Origin of the sequence: Streptomyces endocoffeicus, assembly GCF_016741935.1 — a bacterium.
Lineage (GTDB): Bacteria > Actinomycetota > Actinomycetes > Streptomycetales > Streptomycetaceae > Streptomyces > Streptomyces endocoffeicus.
Map to the genome: position 1 here is coordinate 84,130 of NZ_JAERRG010000006.1, position 21,345 is coordinate 105,474.

At 74.7% G+C, this 21,345-nt stretch carries 2 protein-coding genes; both read right to left on the reverse strand.

Annotated elements, in window-relative coordinates:
* Nucleotides 1-32 precede the first annotated feature (32 nt).
* Nucleotides 33-1,283: an MFS transporter gene (locus tag JK364_RS17140; RefSeq protein WP_201851963.1), complete on the reverse strand. Its 1,251-nt coding sequence runs from the start codon at nucleotides 1,281-1,283 to the stop codon at nucleotides 33-35.
* Nucleotides 1,280-21,337 carry a non-ribosomal peptide synthase/polyketide synthase gene (locus JK364_RS17145; protein ID WP_201851964.1) on the reverse strand — a complete coding sequence of 6,686 codons (20,058 nt, stop codon included), beginning with the start codon at nucleotides 21,335-21,337 and terminating at the stop codon, nucleotides 1,280-1,282. Before JK364_RS17145 ends, JK364_RS17140 begins: the two co-directional genes overlap by 4 nt.
* Nucleotides 21,338-21,345: the final 8 nt, after the last annotated feature.

Sequence of the window (21,345 nt, forward strand, 5' to 3'; positions counted from 1 at the left end):
TCGGGAAGGGTCGGTGAAGTGCCGGATGGCGGTCAGCCGTCCGTCCGGCCGGCCTCATGGCGGCGGGACAGCGTGCGCAGGGTCGGGCTGACGGTGGCCAGGACGGCCGCGGCGGCCATCCCCGCCGCGCAGAGCAGGATGGCCCGGTCGCCCGGCAGGGCCTGGGCGAGCGCTCCGCCCAGCGCGGGGCCCGCCGCGCCCGCGGCACCGCAGGCCAGGACGAGTGTGCTGGTGAGCCTGCCGCGCAACTCGTCCGGGGTGCGCAGCAGTTGGTCGGTCATGATGGCGGTGTTCGCGGTCGGCGGGAACAGTGCCATCAGGGCGAACAGCACCCCGATGAGATAGCCGCTGTCCATCAGCACGGTGACCGGGGCGAGCACGGCCAGCGCCCAGAACACCGCGATGATGCCGCCGTACGGGCCCAGCCGCCGGTGCAGTGCGGGCGCCAGCAGCGCGCCGGCCACCCCGCCCACCCCGAGCATGGCCGCCATCACGCCGACCTCCCCGGAGGGCACCCCCCTGGACTCGGCGAGCACGATGACGACGAGGTAGAAGGCGCTGAAGAACAGGTTGAGCACCACCGCGCACACCACCGTGACCCGGATCCGGCGCTCCCGCCACACCCACCGCAGCCCCGCCAGCGCCTCCCGGCCCAGCGGGCCCACCTCGTCGGCGGACCGCTCGCGCCGGGGCAGCCGTACGAAGAGCAGCGCGACGAAGGAGAGCGTGTGGGTCACGGCGTCCACCAGGAAGGGCACGAACCGCCCCACGGCGAACAGGAACCCGCCGGTCGCGGTGCCCGCCAGCTGCCCCATCGAGGCCCGTGCCGTGTTCATCGCCACCGCCGTGGGCAGATGTTCCTCCGCCACCAGGCCGGGCAGCGACGAGCTCTCCGCCGGTTCGAAGAGCGCCGCGCTCGCCCCGAACACCGCCGCCACGACGACCATGTGCCAGACGGTGGCCGCACCGGCCCACACGGCGGCCACCAGGCTGATGGCGGAGACCGCCTGGGCCGCCTCACAGCCCAGCATGATGGCCTTGCGGTCGTAGCGGTCCACCAGGACGCCCGCCGGGAGCCCGGCCACCATCTGCGCGGCGGCGATGGTGCCCATGACCAGACCGGAGGCGGCGCCCGAGCCGGTGAGCGCGAGGACCAGCAGCGGAAACGCGATCAGCGCCGTGTGGAAGCCGAACTCCGAGAGCGCCTGACCGCCCCACAGCAGCCGGTAGTCCCGGTTGCGCGACAGCGGAACCGGCGGGGACACCGGCGGGGCGGCGGTCATACGGCGCCCCGGCAGTCCCCGGCGATCCGGCGCAGCGCCTCCGCGAAGTCCCCGGCCACCGCCTCCACGGTGCGCCTCTCGTGCACCTCGGGACGGTAGCGCCAGGTGAAGCCGAGCCGGCCGTCCTGCACCGCGCCCACCACTTCCAGCAGATGGGAGCCGCCCTCGCGCGGATCGTGGTCCTGGCCGAACGAGCCGTGCTCGGCGTGCACCAGACCGCCCTGGGACTCGGCCGACCGGGCGTCCCACTGGCCGAGGTAGTTGAACACGATCTGCGGCCCGGTGCCGGGCCGGGACAGCCGTTCGCGCAGTTCGGGTGGGCCGAAGGCGCGCAGCGCCCCGAAGCCGAAGCCGTTGCCGGGGACGGTCCGCAGCCGCCGCCGCACCGACTTCACCAGTCCGCGCCAGTCGGCCGGCCCGCCGCCGGGGATGTCCGGCAGCGTGAAGGAGACCGGATACATGGTGGTGAACCAGCCCACCGTACGGGAGAGATCGACACCGTCCAGGATGTCCTCGCGCCCATGGCCCTCCAGCTCCACCGACACCCGCTCCTGGCCCGTCCAGCGGGACAGCGCCAGCGCGAGGGCGGCGAGCAGCACATCGTTGATCCGGGTGCGATAGGCGGTGGGCGCCGAGCGCAGCAGCGCCTCGGTGTCCCGCTCGTCGAGCTCGACCGGCACCGTAGCGATCTCGGGTCCCGGCGCGGCCACCTGATGGTCGACCGGCAGCGGCCGGGCGTCGAGGGCCTCGCACCAGTGGTCGGCCTCATGGTCCAGGCCGCCCTCGGCCACATGCTCCGCGAGCCGCCGCGCCCAGTCGCGGAAGGCGGTGGTCCTGGCGCCGAGGTCCACCGGTTCGCCCCGCACACCCTGCTGATAGGCGATGTCCAGGTCGTCCAGCAGGATCCGCCAGGACACCCCGTCGATGACCAGATGGTGCGCGGTCAGGAAGAGGAACGGGCGCCGGGCCTCGCCGAAGCGGAACAGCGCGGCCCGCAGCAGCGGGCCCCGGCCCAGGTCGAAGCCCGCGTGGAGGGCGTCGGCCGCCTTCTCCATCGCCGCGTCCGCCTCCCGCGCCGGCAGACCGGACAGGTCGTGGCGGTCCAGGACGCCGCCGTCGCCATCCGGTTCCGGGACGTGGCCGTGCCACTCGCCGCCGTCCTCGGTGAACCGGGTGCGCAGCGCGTCATGGTGGACCAGGAGCGCGGCCAGCGCCCCCTCCAGCGCCTTCTCGTCCGGCTCCTGGTGCAGCTCCAGCAGCGTGGACTGGTTGAAGTGGCGCGGATTCACGGTGTGGGTGGCGAAGAACCAGCGCTGGATCGGGGTGAGCGGAAGCGCCCCGGTCACCGGCTCCGCACGGCCCTCGTCCCGCTCGGCGGTGGCCACGGTGGCGAGCGCCGCCACCGTCTGATGGGTGAACAGATCCTTGGTGGTCAGCCGCAGCCCGGCCTGGCGGGCGCGGGAGACCACCTGGATGCTGAGGATGGAATCCCCGCCGAGCTCGAAGAAGTTGTCCTCCACGCCCACCCGCTCCAGACCGAGCACATCGGCCCAGATGTCCGCGATCCGGCGTTCCATCGGGGTGCGCGGGGCGACCTGGCCCGCGCCGGAGGTGACGGGCACCGGGTCCGGGTCGGGCAGCGCCCGGCGGTCCACCTTGCCGTTGGCCGTGAGCGGAAGGGCGTCCAGGGTGGCGAACGCGGACGGCACCATATGGGACGGCAGGGTCCGGCCCAGGACGTCGCGCAGCGAGGCGGCGGTCGGCGAGGTACCCGGCGCCGGGACGACATAGCCCACCAGGCGCTTCCCGCCGGAGGGCTGCTCCGGAGTCGGGGCGGTCTCCCGTACGGCGACCACCGCTTCCCGCACCTCCGGGCTGCGCCGCAGCGCGCTCTCCACCTCGCCGAGCTCGATCCGGAAGCCCCGCACCTTGACCTGGTCGTCGGCCCGGCCCAGGAAGGTGAGCTCACCGTCGCCGGTCCACCGCACCACATCGCCGGTGCGGTACATCCGCCCGCCCGCCGGGCCGAACGGATCGGCCACGAACCGTGCGGCGGTCAGCCCCGGACGGCCCAGATAGCCCCGCGCCAGACCCGGGCCCGCCACATACAGCTCCCCGGCCACGCCCACCGGCACCGGGCGCAGCGCCTCGTCCAGTACGTAGACCCGGGTGTTCGGGATCGGCCGGCCGATCGGCGGCGCCCCCGACCCGGCGGTCAGCGGCCCGGACCAGGTGCTCACCACCGTGGCCTCGGTCGGGCCGTAGGAGTTGACCATCCGCCGGCCCGGCGCCCAGCGGTCCACCAGCTCCGCGGAGCAGGCGTCGGCGCCGACGATGAGGGTCCGCAGCTCCGGCAGCCCCGTCCGCCGGTCCGCCTCCTCCACGGTGGCCAGCGCGGCCGGGGGGATCAGCGCATGGGTGATCCGCTGCCCGCCGAGCACCTCGGCCAGCCGCTCGCCCAGCAGCGGGCCCTCGTCGCCGATCACCAGCGCCGCGCCATGGGGCAGCGAGACGCACAGCTCCAGGACGGAGGCGTCGAAGCTGGGCGAGGAGAACTGCAGCACCCGGTCCCCGGCCCGTACCTCGTAGTGCGCCGCCGCGGCGGCCGAGAAACCGGCCAGCCCGGCATGGGTGACCACGACCGCCTTGGGCACACCGGTGGAGCCGGAGGTGTAGATGACATAGGCCGGGTGGTCCGGCGTCAGGCCACGGAGGGGCGGCGGTCCGGCGGGGCCCTCCTCGGCCCACACCGAGGCCGCGTCGTCGAGCACCACCGAGGGCGCGGCGTCCCGCAGCATGAACGCCACCCGCTCCTTCGGATAGCCGGGGTCGACCGGCAGGAACGCACCACCCGCCTTCGCCACGGCCAGCTGCGCCACCAGCATCTCCACCGAACGCGGCAGCACCAGCGCCACCAGCCGCTCCGGCCCCACACCCCGGCCGATCAGCCGGTGCGCCAGCCGGTTCGCGGCGGTGTCCAACTCGGCGAAGGTGAGATCGCCCTTCCCGTACCGCACGGCCGTGGCATCCGGGGAGACGGCCACCTGCCGCTCGAACAGCTCGCGCAGCGTGGCCCGCTCCACCTCCAGGCGGGTGTCGTTCCATTCGACCAGGGTGCGCCGCAGCTCGGCCTGTGTGGTCAGCGGCAGCGCGCCCACCGGACGCTCCGGATCCGCGGCGATCCCGGCGAGCAGCGCCCGCAGGGCCGAGCCCATCCGCTCCACGGTCGAGGCGTCGAACAGATCGGTGCTGTAGCCGATCAGCCCGCGCAGCACACCCTCCTCGGCCTCGGCGAACTCGAAGGTGAGGTCGAAGGCGGCGGTCTGGGTGTCGAGTTCCACGTCCGCCAGCTCCAGACCGGGCAGCTCCAGCACCCGGCCCGGGGCGTTCTGGAGCACCACCATCGCCTGGAACAGCGGTGTCCGGCTGGTGTCCCGCACCGGCCGCACCTCGTCCACCACCCGCTCGAACGGCACCGCCTGATGGGCGAAGGCGTCCAGGACGGTGCCGCGCACCTCGGCCAGGAAGTCGCCGAAGCGGGCGTGCGGATCGACGGTGGAGCGCAGCACCAGGGTGTTGACGAAGAAGCCGATCAGCCGCTCCACCTCGGGGCGCTCCCGCCCCGAGGTGACGGTGCCCACGGCGATGTCCCGCCCGCCGGAGAGCCGGGCCAGCAGGATCTGGGCCGCCGCCACCAGCGTCATGAACAGGGTGGTGCCCCGCGTCTGCCCGAACTCCTTGAGGCGCGAGCTCACCCCGGTGGGCACCGTGAACTCCACGGTGGCGCCGTTCTTCGTCCGTACCGCCGGGCGGGGCCGGTCGGTGGGCACCTCCAGCGGCGGCACTCCGGCCAACTGGCGTGCCCAATAGGCCAGTTCCTCATTCGCGCGGGGAGCGGTGAGCTCGGTCCGCTGCCAGGCGGCGAAGTCCGCGTACTGCACCGGGAGCGGGGGCAGCGCGGCGGGTTCACCGCTCAGCGCCGCCCGGTACAGCTCCCGCAGATCGCCGGTGAGCACACCGGTGGACCAGCCGTCCGTGATGATGTGATGCAGCGTCAGGCTCAGCATGTGCTCCTGGGGGCCGAGCCGGATCAGCCCGGTGCGCAGCAGCGGGCCGCGCCGCAGATCGAACGGGCGCTCCCGTTCGTACGCCAGCAGCTCCCCCAGCTCCGCCTCCCGTTCGGCGGCGGGAAGATGGGACAGGTCGTACGGGTCGAGCCGGACCTCCCAGGGGTCGTGCACGATCTGCACCCCGCGGCCGTCCACCGCGTCGAAGGTGGTCCGCAGCGACTCGTGCCGGGCCACCAGCGCGGTCAGCGCCGCGCTGAGCGCGTTCACATCGAGGGCTCCCCGCATCCGCAGCGCCAGCGGGGTGATGTACTCGGCGCTGTCGGGGGCGAAGGAGTCCAGGAACCACAGACGCTGCTGCGGATACGACAGCGGCAGCTCGCCGTCCCGGGCCACCGGTGTGATCGGGGCCGGCCGGTCCGCGCCGCGGCCGTCCGCGCCACCGAGCGCCTCGGCCAGGGCGGCGACGGTCGGGTGGGTGAACACCAGGCGGGGCGACGGCTCCACCCCGAGCACCTCCCGCAGCCGTGAGGTGAGCCGGATGGAGAGGATCGAGTCGCCGCCGAGTTCGAAGAAGTTGTCCCCGGCGCCGACGCGTTCGACCTCCAGCACCTCGGCCCAGACCGCCGCCACGGCCCGTTCGGCCCCCTCGCGCGGCGCCCGGTAGGGCGTGCGGCGGGTGTCCGGGCCCGGCGCGGGCAGCGCCGCGCGGTCCAGCTTCCCGGTGGGGCCGAGCGGCAGCGCGTCCAGCGGGACGACGGCCGACGGCACCATATAGTCCGGCAGCCGCTCGGCCGCGTACGCCCGCAGCGGGTCACCCTCCACCGGCGTGTCGCCACCGGCCACCACATAGGCCACCAGCCGCCTGCCACCGGGACCGTCCGCGCGGGCCACCACCGCGACATCCGCCACCTCGGGATGCCCGGCCAGCACCCCCTCCACCTCGCCCGGCTCGATCCGGAAGCCACGGACCTTGACCTGGTCATCGGCGCGGCCGAGGAACTCCACCGTGCCGTCCGGGCGTCGCCGCGCCAGATCGCCGGTGCGGTACATCCGCTCCCCGGCGGGCCCGTACGGATCGGGGAGGAACGCCGCCGCGGTCGGTCCTGGCCGGCCGAGATAGCCACGGGCCACCCCCTCCCCGGCGACGAAGAGCTCGCCGACCACACCCGGCGGCACGATCCGCATCCTGGAGTCCAGGACATGGACCCGCATGTTGTCCAGCGGCCGGCCGATCGGCACCACCTCGGGCACCTCGTCGGCGCGGGACATCGGGAAGTACGTGGCGAAGGTGGTGGTCTCGGTCGGCCCGTAGCCGTCCACCACGGTCAGCCCGGGGCAGTGCTCCAGCACCCGGCGCACCGAGGCCGCGGGCACCACATCGCCGCCGGTCCACACCTCGCGCAGCCCCGCGAAGCAGTCCGGCGCGTCCTGAGCCAGCAGCCGGAACAGCCCGGCGGTCAGCCAGAGCCCCGTCACGGCGTGCTCGGCCACCAAGTGGCGCACCGCGGCGGCGTCCAGCTCGCCCGGTGTCACCACCACCCGGCCACCGTTCAGCAGCGGCACCCACATCTCGTAGGTGGCGGCGTCGAACGCCACCGGCGAGTGCAGCGGCACCCGCTCATGCCCGCCACCGGCGAAGGCACGGTCCAGGGCGAGCGCCGCCACATCGCGATGGCGCACCCCCACGGCCTTGGGCACACCGGTCGACCCGGAGGTGAACATCACATACGCCAGCTGGTCCCGGTGCACCGGCACCGCGGCCGCCACGGGCTCGCCCTCCCGGGCGGCGGCCACCTCCTCCGGCGTCAGCACGACCGCGGCGCCCGCCTGGTCCAGCAGCGTCCGCCGCCGGTCGCGCGGGGCGCGGGCGTCCACCGGTACGTACACCCCACCGGCCCTGACCACCGCGAGCTGGGCCACGACCAGCTCCACCGACCGGTCCATGAGCAGCGCCACCCGGTCCTCGGGACGCACCCCGGACCGCAGCAGATGTCCGGCCAACCGGCCCGCCCACTCGTCGAGTTGGGCATAGCTGAGCGAGGTGGCGCCGTCGGTGACGGCGACGGCGTCCGGGCAAAGGCGCACCCGCTCGGCGAACAGCTCGGCCGGCGAGCCCTCCGGCAGCGGCCGGGCGGTCGCATTCCACGCGCCGGCCGCCCGCAGCCGCTCCGCCTCCGTCAGCAGCGGCAGCTCGTCCAGTGACCGCCCGGCGCCGTCCGCGATCCCGGTCAGCAGCGTCTCCAGATGGGCCGCCGCCCGCTCGGCCGTGGCCGCGTCGAACAGCGCCGGATCGTAGGCGAGGTCGAAGCCCAGCCGGTCGCCGAGATAGGCGCGCAGACACAGCGGGAAGCTGGTGGAGTCCTCGGCCCGCACCTCCCGGACCCGGATCCCGGCACCGGCCGCCGACGCCTCGTCGAAGGGGTAGTTCTCGAACACCACCATGCTGTCGAAGAGCGCCTCACCGGCCGGGATCGCGCTGAGGGCCTGGATCCGGGGGAGGGCGACGAAGTCGAAGCGGCGGGACTCGCTCTGCTGCTCCTGAAGCTCCCGCAGCCACGCCACGACCTCACGGCCGCCCTCGGCCACGGCCCGGGTGGGGACCGTGTTGATGAACATGCCGACCATCGTCTCCACGCCCGGCAGCCCCTCCGGACGGCCCGAGACGGTGGTGCCGAACACCACGTCGCGCACCCCGCCGTACCGCGACAGCAGCAGCGCCCACGCGCCCTGCACCACCGTGTTGACCGTCAGCCCGCCGCCGCGCGCGGTCTCCCGCAGCCGGGCGGACACCTCCTCGGTCAGCTCCAGCCGGGTCAGCGCGGTCGAGGTGGTGCGATGCGCCTCCCGGGGCGGCCGGTCGTACGGCAGCGGCGTGCGGGTGCCGAACCCCGCCAGCACCTCGCGCCAATGCCGCTCCGCACCCTCCTGGTCCTGCTCACGCAGCCAGCGCAGGAAGTCCCGGAAGGCCCGGCGGGCGGGCGGCTGCGGCGAGCGCCCGGCCACGAGAGCCGCGTACGTCTCGCACACCTCGGCGAAGACCTGGCCGGTGCTCCAGCCGTCGAGCATCAGATGGTGCGAGGTCCACACCAGCATGACCTCGTCATCGGGCAGCCCGGCCACCGCGATCCGGCTCAGCGGGGCCGAGGTGAGCTCCATCCCGGCGGCGCGGTCCTCGGCCAGCAGCCGCCGCAGCGCCTCCTCCCGCGCGGACGGCGTCAACTCCCGCCAGTCCAGCCGGACGGTGGGCAGGTCGGCCCGGCGGTGGACGACCTGGACCGGCTCGGCGAGCCCCTCCCAGCGGACGGAGCTGCGTAAGCCCGGCGTACGGTCCACCACCCGCCGCCAGGCGGCCGCGAAGGCGTCCGGGTCGGCGATCCCGCCGATCCGGATGGCGATCTGGTCGAAGTAGGCGCCACCGGTGGCAGCGCTGTCCACGAGGCCATGGAAGAGCATGCCCGCCTGGAGCGGGGTCAGCGGATACACGTCCTCCACCGCGCCGCCGTCACCGGCGATCAGATCCACCTGCCGCTGGCCGAGCCGGGCGAGCGGGAAGTCGGACGGGGTGCGCCCGCCCGCGCCGGGCTCCGCGCAGTGCGCGACGATCTCCTTCAGCGCGGCCAGACAGTCGTCCGCGACCCGGCGCACGGTGGCCTCGTCGTACATCCGGGCCGGATAGCTCCAGCCCAGCTCCAGCCGGCCGTCCTGGACCGCCCCGGTGACCTCCAGCAGACACGGGCGGGTCTCCCCGGGCGCGGCGTCCTGGCCGGTCACCGGGAGGGCGGCGCGGTACAGGCCCGGGGCGCTTTCGTCGGCCGCGGCCACGTCCCACTGGCCGTGGTAGTTGAAGACGATCCGCGGCGACGGCCCGCTTCGCAGCTCCCCGGCCGGGGAGCCCTCCGGGGCCAGCCGGCGCAGCGCTCCGTGGCCGAGCCCGTGGTGCGGAACGGCCCGCAGCTGCTCCTTGACGGACCGGAGGGTGTCCCGCCACCCCGCCCCGGCGTCGACGGCCAGCGCGAGCGGGTACTCGGCGGTGAACCAGCCGACCGTACGGGAGAGGTCCAGGTCCTCGAAGAGGTCCTCGCGGCCGTGCCCCTCCACGCCGATCAGCACCGTGTCCCCGCCGGTCCAGCGCGCCAGGCTCCGGCCGAGCGCGGCGAGCAGTACGTCGTTGATCCGCGTCCGGTAGACGCCGGGGACCCGGCGCAGCAGCGCCTCGGTCTCGGCACGGCCGAGGACCGTGGTCACCGTGGCCGCCGTCTCATGGGTGTTGGGGCCCTCGCGGTCGACGGGGAGCGCGGCGGGCGCGGAGCGCGCCACGCCCGTCCAGTACGCCAGGTCGCCGTCGAGCCCGCCGGAGCGCACATGGTCCGCCAGCCGGGCCGCCCACCGGGTGAAGGCACTGCTCGCCGGGGGCAGGGTGGGCGCGCCACCGGCGGCGGCGCCGCGGTAGGCGGTCTCCAGATCGCCGAGCAGGACCCGCCAGGAGACGCCGTCCACCACCAGATGGTGGGCGGTGAGCAGCAACTCGGGCGCCTGCCCGGGGCCGAAGGTGAACAGCAGCGCCCGCAGCACGGCCCCCTCGGCGATGTCCAGTCCCGTTTGGGCCGCGACCGTGGCCTCCCGTACGGCTTCGGCGCGTGCCGCCTCGTCCAGACCGGACAGGTCGTGCCGCTCCAGGACACCGCCGGGGGCGGTGGGCAGGACCTCCTGCCGCCACTGCCCGTCGACGGCCAGGAAGCGGGTGCGCAGCGCGGCGTGGTGCGCCACCAGGGCGTCCACCGCCTGCCGCAGGGCGGCCTCGTCGAGGTCGCCGGTGAGCTCCAGCCGGTGGCTCATGGTGAAGTGGTGCCGGTCGCCGGGGTGCCGCCCGTCCAGGTACCAGTGCTGGATGGGGGTCAGCGGCGCCGGTCCGGCCACCGCCCCGGCCGCGTCGGCGAGCGGCTGCCGCCGGGCCGTCTCGACGCTCAGCGCGAGCTCCGCGATGGTCTGGTGGCGGAAGACGTCCTTGGAGGTGAGCGTCAGCCCGGCCTGGCGGGCGCGGGAGACGATCTGGATGCTCAGGATCGAATCGCCGCCCAGGGCGAAGAAGTTGTCCTCCACGCCCACCTCGGGAACGCCCAGCACCTCGGCCCACACGTCCGCCAGCACCGTCTCGGCGGGGGTCCGGGGCGCCACGTACGGCGAGCCCTGCTCCGGCCGGTCCGGGGGAGCGGGCAGCGCGCGCCGGTCCACCTTGCCGCTGTCGGTGCGGGGCATCCGGTCCAGTGTCACGAAGGCGGCCGGGACCATGTAGTCGGGCAGGGTGCGCTTGAGCAGGGCGCGCAGCTCCACCGGATCGGGAGCGTCGGCCGGGCCGTCGGAGCGGGTCACCAGATAGGCCACCAGCCGCCGGTGACCGGTGTCCTCGCGGGCCACGACCACCGCCTCCTGGACCGCCGGATGGCCCAGCAGCGCGGCCTCGATCTCGCCGGGCTCGATCCGGAACCCACGGATCTTGAGCTGTTCGTCGGCGCGGCCCAGGAACTCCAGCGCCCCGTCCGCCGTCCAGCGCGCCCGGTCGCCGGTGCGGTACATCCGGTCGCCGGGAGGCCCGTACGGGTCGGCGACGAAATGGCCCGCGGTGAGCCCGGGGCGGCGCAGATAGCCGCGGGCGACCTGTGCCCCGGCCAGATGGAGTTCACCGGGGACGCCTGGCGGCACCGGCCGCAGCGCGCCGTCCAGGACGTACGCCCGCAGATTGCGGCCGGGGCGTCCGATGAGCGGCCGGTCGCCGAGACCGGCCAGGTCGCCGTAGACCGCGTCCACGGCGCATTCGGTGGGCCCGTAGAAGTTGTACGCCGCCACGCCCGGCACCGCGCGCAGCTCCCGCCACAGTGCCGCGCCGAGGGCCTCGCCGCCCACCATGACGATCCGGGGGCGGTGGCGGTCCCCGGTGAACAGCCCGGCCGCCATCAGCTCATGCAGGTACGACGGGGTGACGTCGAGGAAGTCCAGCCCACGGTCCTCGACCAGCGCCACCAGGGCGGCCGGGTCGAGCCGTACCGCGTCGTCCACCAGATGCACCTCCTGGCCCGAGGCCAGGAACACCGCGCCCTCCCAGGAGGTGTCGAAGGAGAACGCGGCGGTCAGCGCCGAACGCAGCGGACGGCCCGCCTCGGCCTGGTGCGGTGCGATGAGCCCGGCCCGGTGGTCGAGGCAGAGGTTGACCAGCTGGCGGTGCTCGACGGCGACACCCTTGGGACGGCCGGTGGACCCCGAGGTGTAGGTGATGTACGCGGTGTGCCCGGGCAGCAGGGGGGACAGCAGGTCCGCGTCGGTGGGATCGGTGTCCGGCAGCCCGTCCAGGGGCGCGTCCCGCAGGGCATCGGGGGTGAGGACGACCTCGGGCGCCGCGTCTTCCAGCAGGAACCGCGCGCGTTCGGCGGGCAGCCCGGGGTCCACGTACAGCTGCGTACCGCCCGCCTTGAGGACCGCGAGCAGGGCCACCATCAGCTCGGCGGTGCGCGGAAGCCTGACCGCGACCACCTTCTCCGGGCCCACGCCCAGGGCGATCAGATGGTGGGCCAGCCGGTTGGCGGCCGCGTTCAGCCCCGCGAAGTCGTAGGTGGCGTCGGAGGCCACCAGCGCGGTGGCGCCCGGGGTGCGGGCGGCCTGCTCCTCGAAGAGCCGGGGGAAGGTGGTGTCCGGCACGGCGAGTGCGGTGTCGTTCCACTCCGCCAGCACCGTCCGCCGCTCCCCGGCGGTCAGCAGCGGCAGTTCGCCCACCCGGAGCCCGGGGTCCTCGGCCACCGCTGCCAGCAGCAGCCGCAGCTGACGGACCATCCGCTCCACGGTGGCCGCGTCGAACAGATCGGTGTTGTACTCCACGAAGCCGGTCAGGCCGCCGGGGCCCGCCACGAAGTCGAAGCCCAGGTCGAAACCGGCGGTCCGGCCCGGGACCCGTACGGCCTCCACGGCCAGACCGGGCAGGTCGGGCACCTCGGCGCCCAGGTTGTGGAGCGCCACCATGACCTGGAAGAGCGGGGTGCGGCTGGTGTCCCGCTCCGGCTGGAGCGCGTCCACGATCCGCTCGAACGGCACGTCCTGGTGGGCGAAGGCGTCCAGCACGGTGCCCCGCACCCGGGTGAGCAGCTCCTCGAACGAGTCGTCGGCCGCCACGCTGGTGCGCAGCACCAGCGTGTTCACGAACATCCCGACCAGATGCTCCAGTTCGGGCCGCTCCCGTCCCGAGGTCACGGTGCCCACCGCGATGTCCTCCTGCCCCGACCAGCGGGCGAGCAGCACCTGGCAGGTGGCGAGGAGCGTCATGAAGAGGGTGGAGTCGCGCCGCCGCCCGGCCGCGCGCAGCCGCTCCACCAGGGCGGCGGGCAGGGTGAACTCCAGCAGCGCCCCGTCCTTGGTCTGCACGGCCGGCCGGGGACGGTCGGTCGGCAGCTCCAGCGGCGCCAGATCCGCCAGCCGCGCCCGCCAGTACTCCAGCTGCGGCTCCATCCGCGCCGCGCCGCCGAGCGGATCGCGCTGCCATGCCGCGTAGTCGGCGTAGCCCAGCGGCAGCGGGGCGAGCGCGGGCCGCCGCGCCATGACCGCCGCGCCGTACAACTCGCTCAGATCGGCGCTGATGACGGCCGTGGACCAGCCGTCCGTGACGATGTGGTGCATCGTCAGGGTGAGCACGTGCTCCTCGTCGTCCAGCCGGATCAGGGACGCCCGCAGCAGCGGCCCGGTGCGCAGATCGAAGGGGGTGGCGCCCTCCCGCTCCAGCAGCCGCTCCAGCTCCCGCTCGCGCTCGGCCACGGGGCGGGCCGTCAGGTCGTGCACCGGCAGCGCCACCGGGTACGGATCGTGCACCCGCTGCACCCCGCGGCCGTCCACCTCGGCGAAGGTGGTGCGCAGCGGCTCGTGCCGGGCCACCAGGGCGTCCAGGGCGGTGCGCAGCGCGGCGGTGTCCAGGCGGCCGCGCAGCCGCAGCGCGAACGGCGTCACATACTCCGTGCCGCCGCCGTCGAAGGAGTCCAGGAACCACAGACGCGCCTGTGCGAAGGACAGCGGCAGCTCCCCGTCCCGTGGCACGGCCGGGATGGCGTCCGCCGCCCCGCCGACCTCCGCCGCCCCGCCGACCTCCGCCGCCCCGCCGTCCTCCGGCGTTCCGCCCGTCTCCGGCGCGCCCAGCGCGGCGGCGAGTTCGGCCACGGTGGTGTGGGTGAACAGCGCGCGCGGGGTGACCTCGGTGCCGAAGGCCGTCCGCAGCCGGGAGGCCACCCGGATGGCCAGGATCGAATCGCCGCCCAGGGCGAAGAAGTCGTCCGTCGCCCCGGCCGCCTCGACCGGGAGCACCTCGGCCCACACCCGCGCCACCGTGCGCTCGGCCTCGGTGCGCGGGGCGATCCGCTCGGCGCTCGCCGCGAAGCCGTCGAGGCCGGGCGCGGGCAGCGCGCGCCGGTCCAGCTTGCCGTTGGCGGTCAGCGGCAGCGCCTCCAGCGCCACGAACGCCGCCGGGATCATCTGCGCGGGCAGCGTCCGCTGGAGGAACTCCCGCAACTCACCGGCCTGTGGTGGCGCGGCCGAACCGGCGGCCACCACATAGGCCACCAGCCGCCGCACCCCGGGCTGGTCATCCCGTACGGTCACCACCGCGTCGCCGACCTCCGGATGGGCGGTCAGGGTGGCCTCGATCTCCCCGGGCTCGATCCGGAAACCACGGATCTTCACCTGGTCGTCGGCGCGGCCCAGATACTCCAGCTCGCCGTCCGCGCTCCACCGGGCCCGGTCGCCGGTGCGGTACATCCGGCTCCCGGCGGGCCCGTACGGATCGGCCACGAAGCGGGACGCGGTCAGCCCCGGGCGGCGCAGATAGCCCCGGGCGAGCCCGGCCCCCGCCACATACAGTTCGCCGACCGCCCCCGGCGGCACCGGCCGCAGCGCCTCGTCCAGCACATACACCCGCAGATCGGGGATGCCGGTGCCGATGGCGCTCGCCGCGACGGACGTTGCCGCGCGGTCGAGCGGGGCGTAGGTGACATGGACGGTGGTCTCGGTGATCCCGTACATGTTGACCAGCACCGGCGCGGTGTCCGGATGCCGTGCGTACCAGCCCGCCAGCCGCCGTGCGTCGAGCGCCTCACCGCCGAACACCACCCGGCGAAGGGCGAGTTGGGCTCCGGGGTGCTCCTCGTCGGCGCGCATCAGCCCCTGGAAGGCGGACGGCGTCTGGCTGAGCACCGTCACCCCCTCCTCCGCCAGCAGCCGCAGGAACTCCTCGGGGGAGCGGGAGACGGCGTACGGGACGACCACGAGCCGGCCGCCGTGCAGCAGCGGCCCCCAGATCTCCCAGACGGAGAAGTCGAAGGCGTAAGCGTGGAACAGCGTCCACACATCGCTCGCGTCGTACGAGAACCACTCCCGGGTCCGGGAGAACAGCCGGACCACATTGGAGTGCGGGATCACCACGCCCTTGGGCACGCCCGTGGACCCGGAGGTGTAGATGGCGTAGGCGGGGCTCTCCGGCAGCGGACCCGAACCGGCCGGCAGGGCGGCGGGGCGGCGCTCCAGATCGGCGATCAGGGCGGGGTCGTCCAGACACAGCCGGGCCACGGCGGTGTGCCCGGCGGTGTCCGGGTCGTCGGCGAGCCGCGTCTCCAGGGCGGTGGTGGTCAGCAGGGCCACCGGTTCGGCGTCGGCGAGCATCCGGGCGATCCGGCCGGACGGCTGGTCCGGGTCGAGGGGCAGATAGGCCGCCCCCGTCTTCAGCACCGCCACGATCGCCACGATCATCTCGGGTGAGCGGGGCAGCGCCAGCGCCACATACCGCTCCCGCCCGGCGCCCTCGGCGATCAGACGATGCGCCAACCGGCCCGCCCGTGCGTCGAGTTCGGCGTACGACAGCGAAACCCCGGCACACGAGACGGCGATGGCCCCGGGGGCGCGGGCGGCCTGCTCCTCGAACAGGTCCACCAGGGTCCGCTCCGGCGCCTCAGGGGGCGCGCCGCCGCCCCACTCCACCAGGATCCGCCGCCGCTCCTCGGCGGTGGTCCACGGAAGCGCCCGCAGCGGACGGTCGGGGTCGGCCGCGATCGCGGTGAGCAGCAGAGACAGCCGGTCGGCGAGCGCGGCCGCGGTCCGGGCGTCGAACAGCCCCGGGTCATAGCCGAGGTCGAAGCCCAGCCGGTCGGAGAGATGGGCCCGCAGACTCAGGCCGAAGTTGGTGGCGTCGATCGAGCGGACCTCGACGATCCGCAGGCCCGCCTCGCGCGCCGAGGAGTCGTCAAAGGGGTAGTTCTCGAAGGCCACCATCGAATCGAAGAGCGAGGTCCCGGCCGGTATCTCGCTCCAGCCCGCCACCTGCGCCAGCGAGACGGATTCATGGCGCCGGGACGCGGACTGCGCCATCTGGAGGTCCCGCAGCCAGTCCCCGGTGTTCCGGGCGGCGTCCACCCGCACTCGGGTCGGCAGGGTGTTGATGAACATCCCGACCATCGACTCGACCCCGGCCAGCTCCGCCGGACGGCCCGAGACGGTGGTACCGAAGACCACGTCCTCCTCACCGCCGTACCGGGACAGCAGCAGCGCCCAGGCGCCCTGCACGATCGTGTTGACGGTCAGGCCGCCGCCGCGGGCCGTACGGCGCAGCTCCTCCGACACCTCGGGGGTGAGCGACACCGCCACGGTCGCCGAGGAGCGGGCACGGTGGGACTCCACGGCCCTGCGGTCGGCGGGGAGCGGGGTCGGGGCGGTGAAACCGGCGAGCACATCCCGCCAGTGGCGCTCGGCCTCCTGCCCGTCCCGCCCGTCCAGCCACCGCAGATAGTCGCGGAACGGGCGGCGGGCGGGAAGCGCCGGAGCACGGCCCTGGGCCGCCGCGGTGTACCGCTCGCACACCTCGGTGAACACCTGCGCCAGGCTCCAGCCGTCCAGGACCAGATGGTGCGAGGTCCACATCAGCGCCACCCGGGCGTCGGTCAGCCGGGCGATGGCCAGCCGCATCAGCGGCGGCGCGGTCAGATCGATGCCCCGGGCCAGGTCCTCGGCCCGGAACCGCTCCAGTTCGGCCTCGCGCCGCTCCTCCGGCAGCCCGCGCCAGTCCAGCTGGGTCACGGGCACCCCGGCCCGGTGGCGGACGATCTGCAGCGGCCGCTCGACCCCCTCCCAGACGACGCCGGTACGGAGCACCGGTGTGCGGTCCACCGTCTCCTGCCAGGCCCGGGCGAACGCCTCCGGGTCGCCCACCCCGTCCAGGATCAGCGTGGCCTGGTCGAGGTAGACGTCCTCCTCGCCGCCGACCAGCCGGTGGAACAGCATGCCCTCCTGAAGGGGCGTCAGCGGATAGACGTCCTCGATCCGGCGTCCGTCGCCCACCAGCCGGTCGACGGCGGCCTGGTCCAGCCGGGCCAGCGGGAAGTCGGAGGGAGTCCGGCCGCCCGCGTCCGGTCCGTCGCAGTGCGCCACGATCTCCCGCAGCGCCGTGAGCATGCCGTCCGCGAGCCCCCGCACCGTGGCCGCGTCGTGGACCCGGTCGGAGTACAGCCAGGTCAGCTCCAGCTCACCGTCCGCCACCACGGCGGACACATCCAGCGGATACACCGACGGCTCGTCGGCGGCCAGATCCCGCCCCAGGCTCTCCCCGGTGAGCGTGAACGCGCCACCGTCCCCGCGCGAGTCCCACTGGCCGTGGTAGTTGAAGCAGATGCCCGGCGGCGGCGCGTCGGCGAGCGCCCGCGCGGGGGAGTCCGGTGCGCTCAGATACGCCAGCGCCTCATGGCTCAGCCCCCGGTGCGGCACCGCGCGCAGCTGCTCCTTCACCGACTTCAGCACCGCGCCCCAGCCGTCCCCGGGCAGCGTCAGCGCCACCGGGTACTGCGTGGTGAACCAGCCCACGGTCCGGGACAGCTCGACGGCCGCGTCCAGCTCCTCGCGGCCATGGCCCTCCATGGCCACCAGCACCCGGTCCCCGCCCGTCCACCCGGCGAGCACCCGCCCCAGCGCGCCGAGGAGCACATCGTTGATCTGTGTCCGGTACACCCCGGGCACCCGGCGCAGCAGCCCATCGGTGACCTCGCGGTCGAGTGTCACGCGCACGGTGTGGGTGGACCCGGCGGTGGCCGTGCCGGGACGGTCCGCCGGAAGGCCCGCGCCGCCCGCCCGCCGTACGCCCTCCCAGTACGGCAGATCGCCGTCCAGCTCGCCCTCCCGCACCCGCTCGCCCAGCCGATGGGCCCAGGTGGTGAAGGGGGTGGAGGCGGGCTCCAGGCGCACCGGCTCCCCGGCCGCGGCCTGCCGGTAGGCGGTCTCCAGATCGCCCAGCAGAATGCGCCACGAGACGCTGTCCACGGCCAGGTGGTGCACGGTGAGGAACAGCCGCGGCCGGGCCCCCGCCCCGCGCCTCAGCAGGGCACCCCGCAGCAACGCCCCCGTGGTCAGGTTGAGTTCGGCGCGGGCGGCCTCCGCGGCCGCCTCGGCCGCGGCCGTCTCCTCCGTGCCGCCGAGCCCGGACAGATCGTGGCGGCGCAGCACCGGCCCGCCCGGCGCGCCGTCCGCGAGCTGCCGCCACCCGCCGTCGTCGCCCTGGACGAACCGGGTGCGCAGGGCCGGGTGGTGCGCGACCAGGGCGTCCAGCGCGGCCTCCAGCGCGCCCTCGTCCAGGCCGGACGGCAGATCGAGGACCATCGACATGGTGAAGTGGCGCAGCGGGCCATGGGTGGCGAAGAACCAGTGCTGGATCGGGGTCAGCGGCGCCGGACCCGCCACCTCCGCCGGCTCGTCCCCGGCGGCTTCGGGCGCCTCGCGCGGTGCCACGGCGGCGGCCAGCCCGGCGATGGTCTGGTGCAGGAAGACATCCCGCGAGGTGAGCGCGAGCCCGGCCTGGCGGGCCCGGGAGACGATCTGGATGCTGAGGATCGAATCGCCGCCCAGCTCGAAGAAGTTGTCGTTCACCCCCACCGTCCGGGCGCCCAGCACCTCGGCCCAGATCCGCGCCAGCTCCCGCTCCGCCTCGGTGCGCGGCGCGGTGGCGTCCCGCTCCGGCCGGTCCGCGTCGAGCCGCGGCGCGGGCAGCGCCCGGCGGTCCAGTTTGCCGCTGGTGTTGAGCGGCATGGCGTCGAGGGCGACAAAGGCACCGGGGACCATATGGCCCGGCAGGGTCCGCCCGAGAGCCGCGCGCAACGCGCCGGAGGCGGGCGCCTCACCGCCGGGCGCGGGCACGTAGTACGCGGCCAGCCGGGCGTGGCCCCGGTCGTCGGTCACCGCGACGACGGCCGCCTCGGCGACGGCCGGCAGATCCAGCAGCGCCGCCTCGATCTCGCCCGGTTCGATCCGGTGGCCCCGGATCTTCACCTGGTCGTCGGCCCGGCCGAGGTAGTCCAGCTCCCCGTCCGCGGTCCAGCGGGCCAGGTCCCCGGTGCGGTACATCCGGCTCCCGGCGGGCCCGTACGGATCGGCCACGAAGCGGGACGCGGTCAGCCCCGGACGGCCCCGGTACCCCCGGGCCACCTGCTCACCCGCCAGATACAGCTCACCCGCGACCCCCATCGGCACCGGCTGAAGCCGGGAGTCGAGCACATGGGCGCGCAGATTGCCCAGCGGGCGGCCCACCACCGGGCGCCCCGCGCCGCCGATCCGGGCGGCGAGCGCGTCGATGGTGCATTCGGTCGGACCGTAGAAGTTGTACGCCGTCGTCCCCGGCGTGTCCGCCAGCCGCCGCCACAGCGACGGACCGATGGCCTCGCCGCCCAGCATCAGCACCCGCGGCCGGTGCCGGGGGTGGTCCAGCAGCCCGGCCGGGAGGAGCTGCCGCAGATACGAGGGGGTGAGGTCGAGGAAGTCGATACGGTGCTCGGCGACGCGCGCCACGAGCGCGGCCGGGTCGAGCCGGGTGGCCTCGTCGATGAGGTGCAGCTCATGGCCGTCGGCCAGCAGCAGCAACCCCTCCAGCGAGGTGTCGAAGGAGAACGACGCGGTCAGCGCCACGCGCAGCGGCCCGCCGCCCGCCTCGGCCACAAAGCCCTCGCGGTGGCCGACCAGCAGATTGACCAGCGACCGGTGCTCCACGGCCACCCCCTTGGGGCGGCCGGTGGAGCCCGAGGTGTACAGGACGTAGGCGGCGCTGCCGGGACGCAGTGCGGCGGTCCGGTCCGCGTCCATGGGGTTCGCCACCGGCAGCGTGGCCGGGACGGCGCGCAGGGCGGCCTCGTCGAGCACCAGCGCGGGCTCGGCGTCGGACAGGAGGAACGCGACGCGCTCGGCGGGGAGTTCGGGATCGAGGGGCAGATAGACCCCGCCCGCCTTCAGCACACCCAGGATCGCCACGATCATGTCGGAGGTCCGGGGCAGTTTCACCCCGACGACCCGCTCCGGGCCCACGCCCTGGGCGATCAGATGGTGCGCCAGCCGGTTGGCGGCCGCGTTCAGCTCCGCGAAGTCGTAGCAGGCGTCGGAGGCCACCAGCGCCGTGGCATCCGGGGTACGGGCCGCCGCCGTCTCGAACACCGCCGGGAACGTGGCCGGTTCGACCGACAGCACAGGGCCGTGCCCGGCGGCCGTCATCCGCCGCCGCTCCCCGTCCGTGAGCAGGGGCAGCTCGCGCACCGGCCGGTCCGGTTCGGCGGCCACCCCGTCGAGCAGCACCAGCAGATGTCCCGCCATCCGCTCGGCGGTCGCCCGGTCGAACAGCTCGGTGCTGTACTCCAGCAGCCCCCGCAGCTCTGCCCCATCCGGCCCGGATTCGACGAATTCGACGCTGAGGTCGAAGGTGGCCGACCGGCGGGGCACGGCCACGCTCGTCGCGGCCAGGCCGGACAGCCGGGGCGCGCTCCTCGGGGCGCTGTGCAGCAGCACCATCACATCGAACAGCGGATTGCGGCCCGCCTCCCGGCGCGCCCCCACTGCCTCCACCAGCCGCTGGTACGGCGCCTCGTCATGGGCGAAGGCGTCCAGCACCGTGGCCCCGGCGTCGGCCAGCAGCGCGCGGTAGGAACGGGCCGTGTCCACCGCGGAACGCAGCACCACCGTGTTGACGAAGAAGCCGACGGCGCGCTCGAGTTCGGTGCGGCCACGTCCGGAGGTGACGGTGCCGATGGCGATGTCGTCCTGCCCCGACCAGCGGGCGAACAGCCCCTGGCAGGCGGCGACCAGCGCCGTGAACAGAGTGGTCCGCTCGTGCGCCGCGAGCGTTCGCAGCCGGTCCGCGGTGGCGCGGCCCACCGTGAACTCGTGGATCGCCCCCGCCGAGCTGGGCGCCGCGGGCCGGGGCCGGTCGGTGGGCAGCTCCAGCGGGACGACGCCGTCCAGCCGCCCCTTCCAGTAGTCGAGCTGGCGGTCCAGGGCGGCCCCCGAGAGCCGCTCCCGCTGCCACACGGCGAAGTCCGGGTACTGCACTGGCACCGGCGGCGGCGGGTCCGCGCCGGGCCCGGCGCCGTAGAGCGCGCACAGCTCGTCCTGCAGCACCCCCATCGACCAGCCGTCGGTGACGATGTGATGGGCCGTGAGCAGCAGTACGTGCGCGTCCTCGGCCAGGCGGATCAGCAGCGCCCGCAGCGCCGGACCGGTCCGCAGATCGAACGGCCGGGCGTACTCGGCCAGCAGCAGCCGGTCCAGCGCCTCGGCGTCTCCGTCCGCGCCGGTGAGGTCGGCCACCGGCAGCGGGACGGGCCCGGCCGGGCGCACCACCTGGGCCGGCCGGCCGTCGAGATCGTCGAACGTGGTCCGCAGCGCCTCATGGCGCTCCACCAGGGCATCCAGCGCCCGGGAGAGCGCCGCCACGTCCAGCGCGCCGGTCAGCCGCAGCGCCAGCGCGCTGTTGTACCCCGCCTCCTCCGGCTGGAGGGTGTGCAGGAACCACAGCCGCTCCTGGGCGAAGGACAGCGGCAGCGGCCGCGCGCGGTCCGCGCGGGGGATGGCGTCGGCGCGCCCGGCCTTGCCCGCGAGACGGCGGCGCAGCGCCTCCCGCAGCTCCTCGGGCAGCGCGGAAGCGCGGTCCTTCCTCGAAGACGTCATGTCGTCCT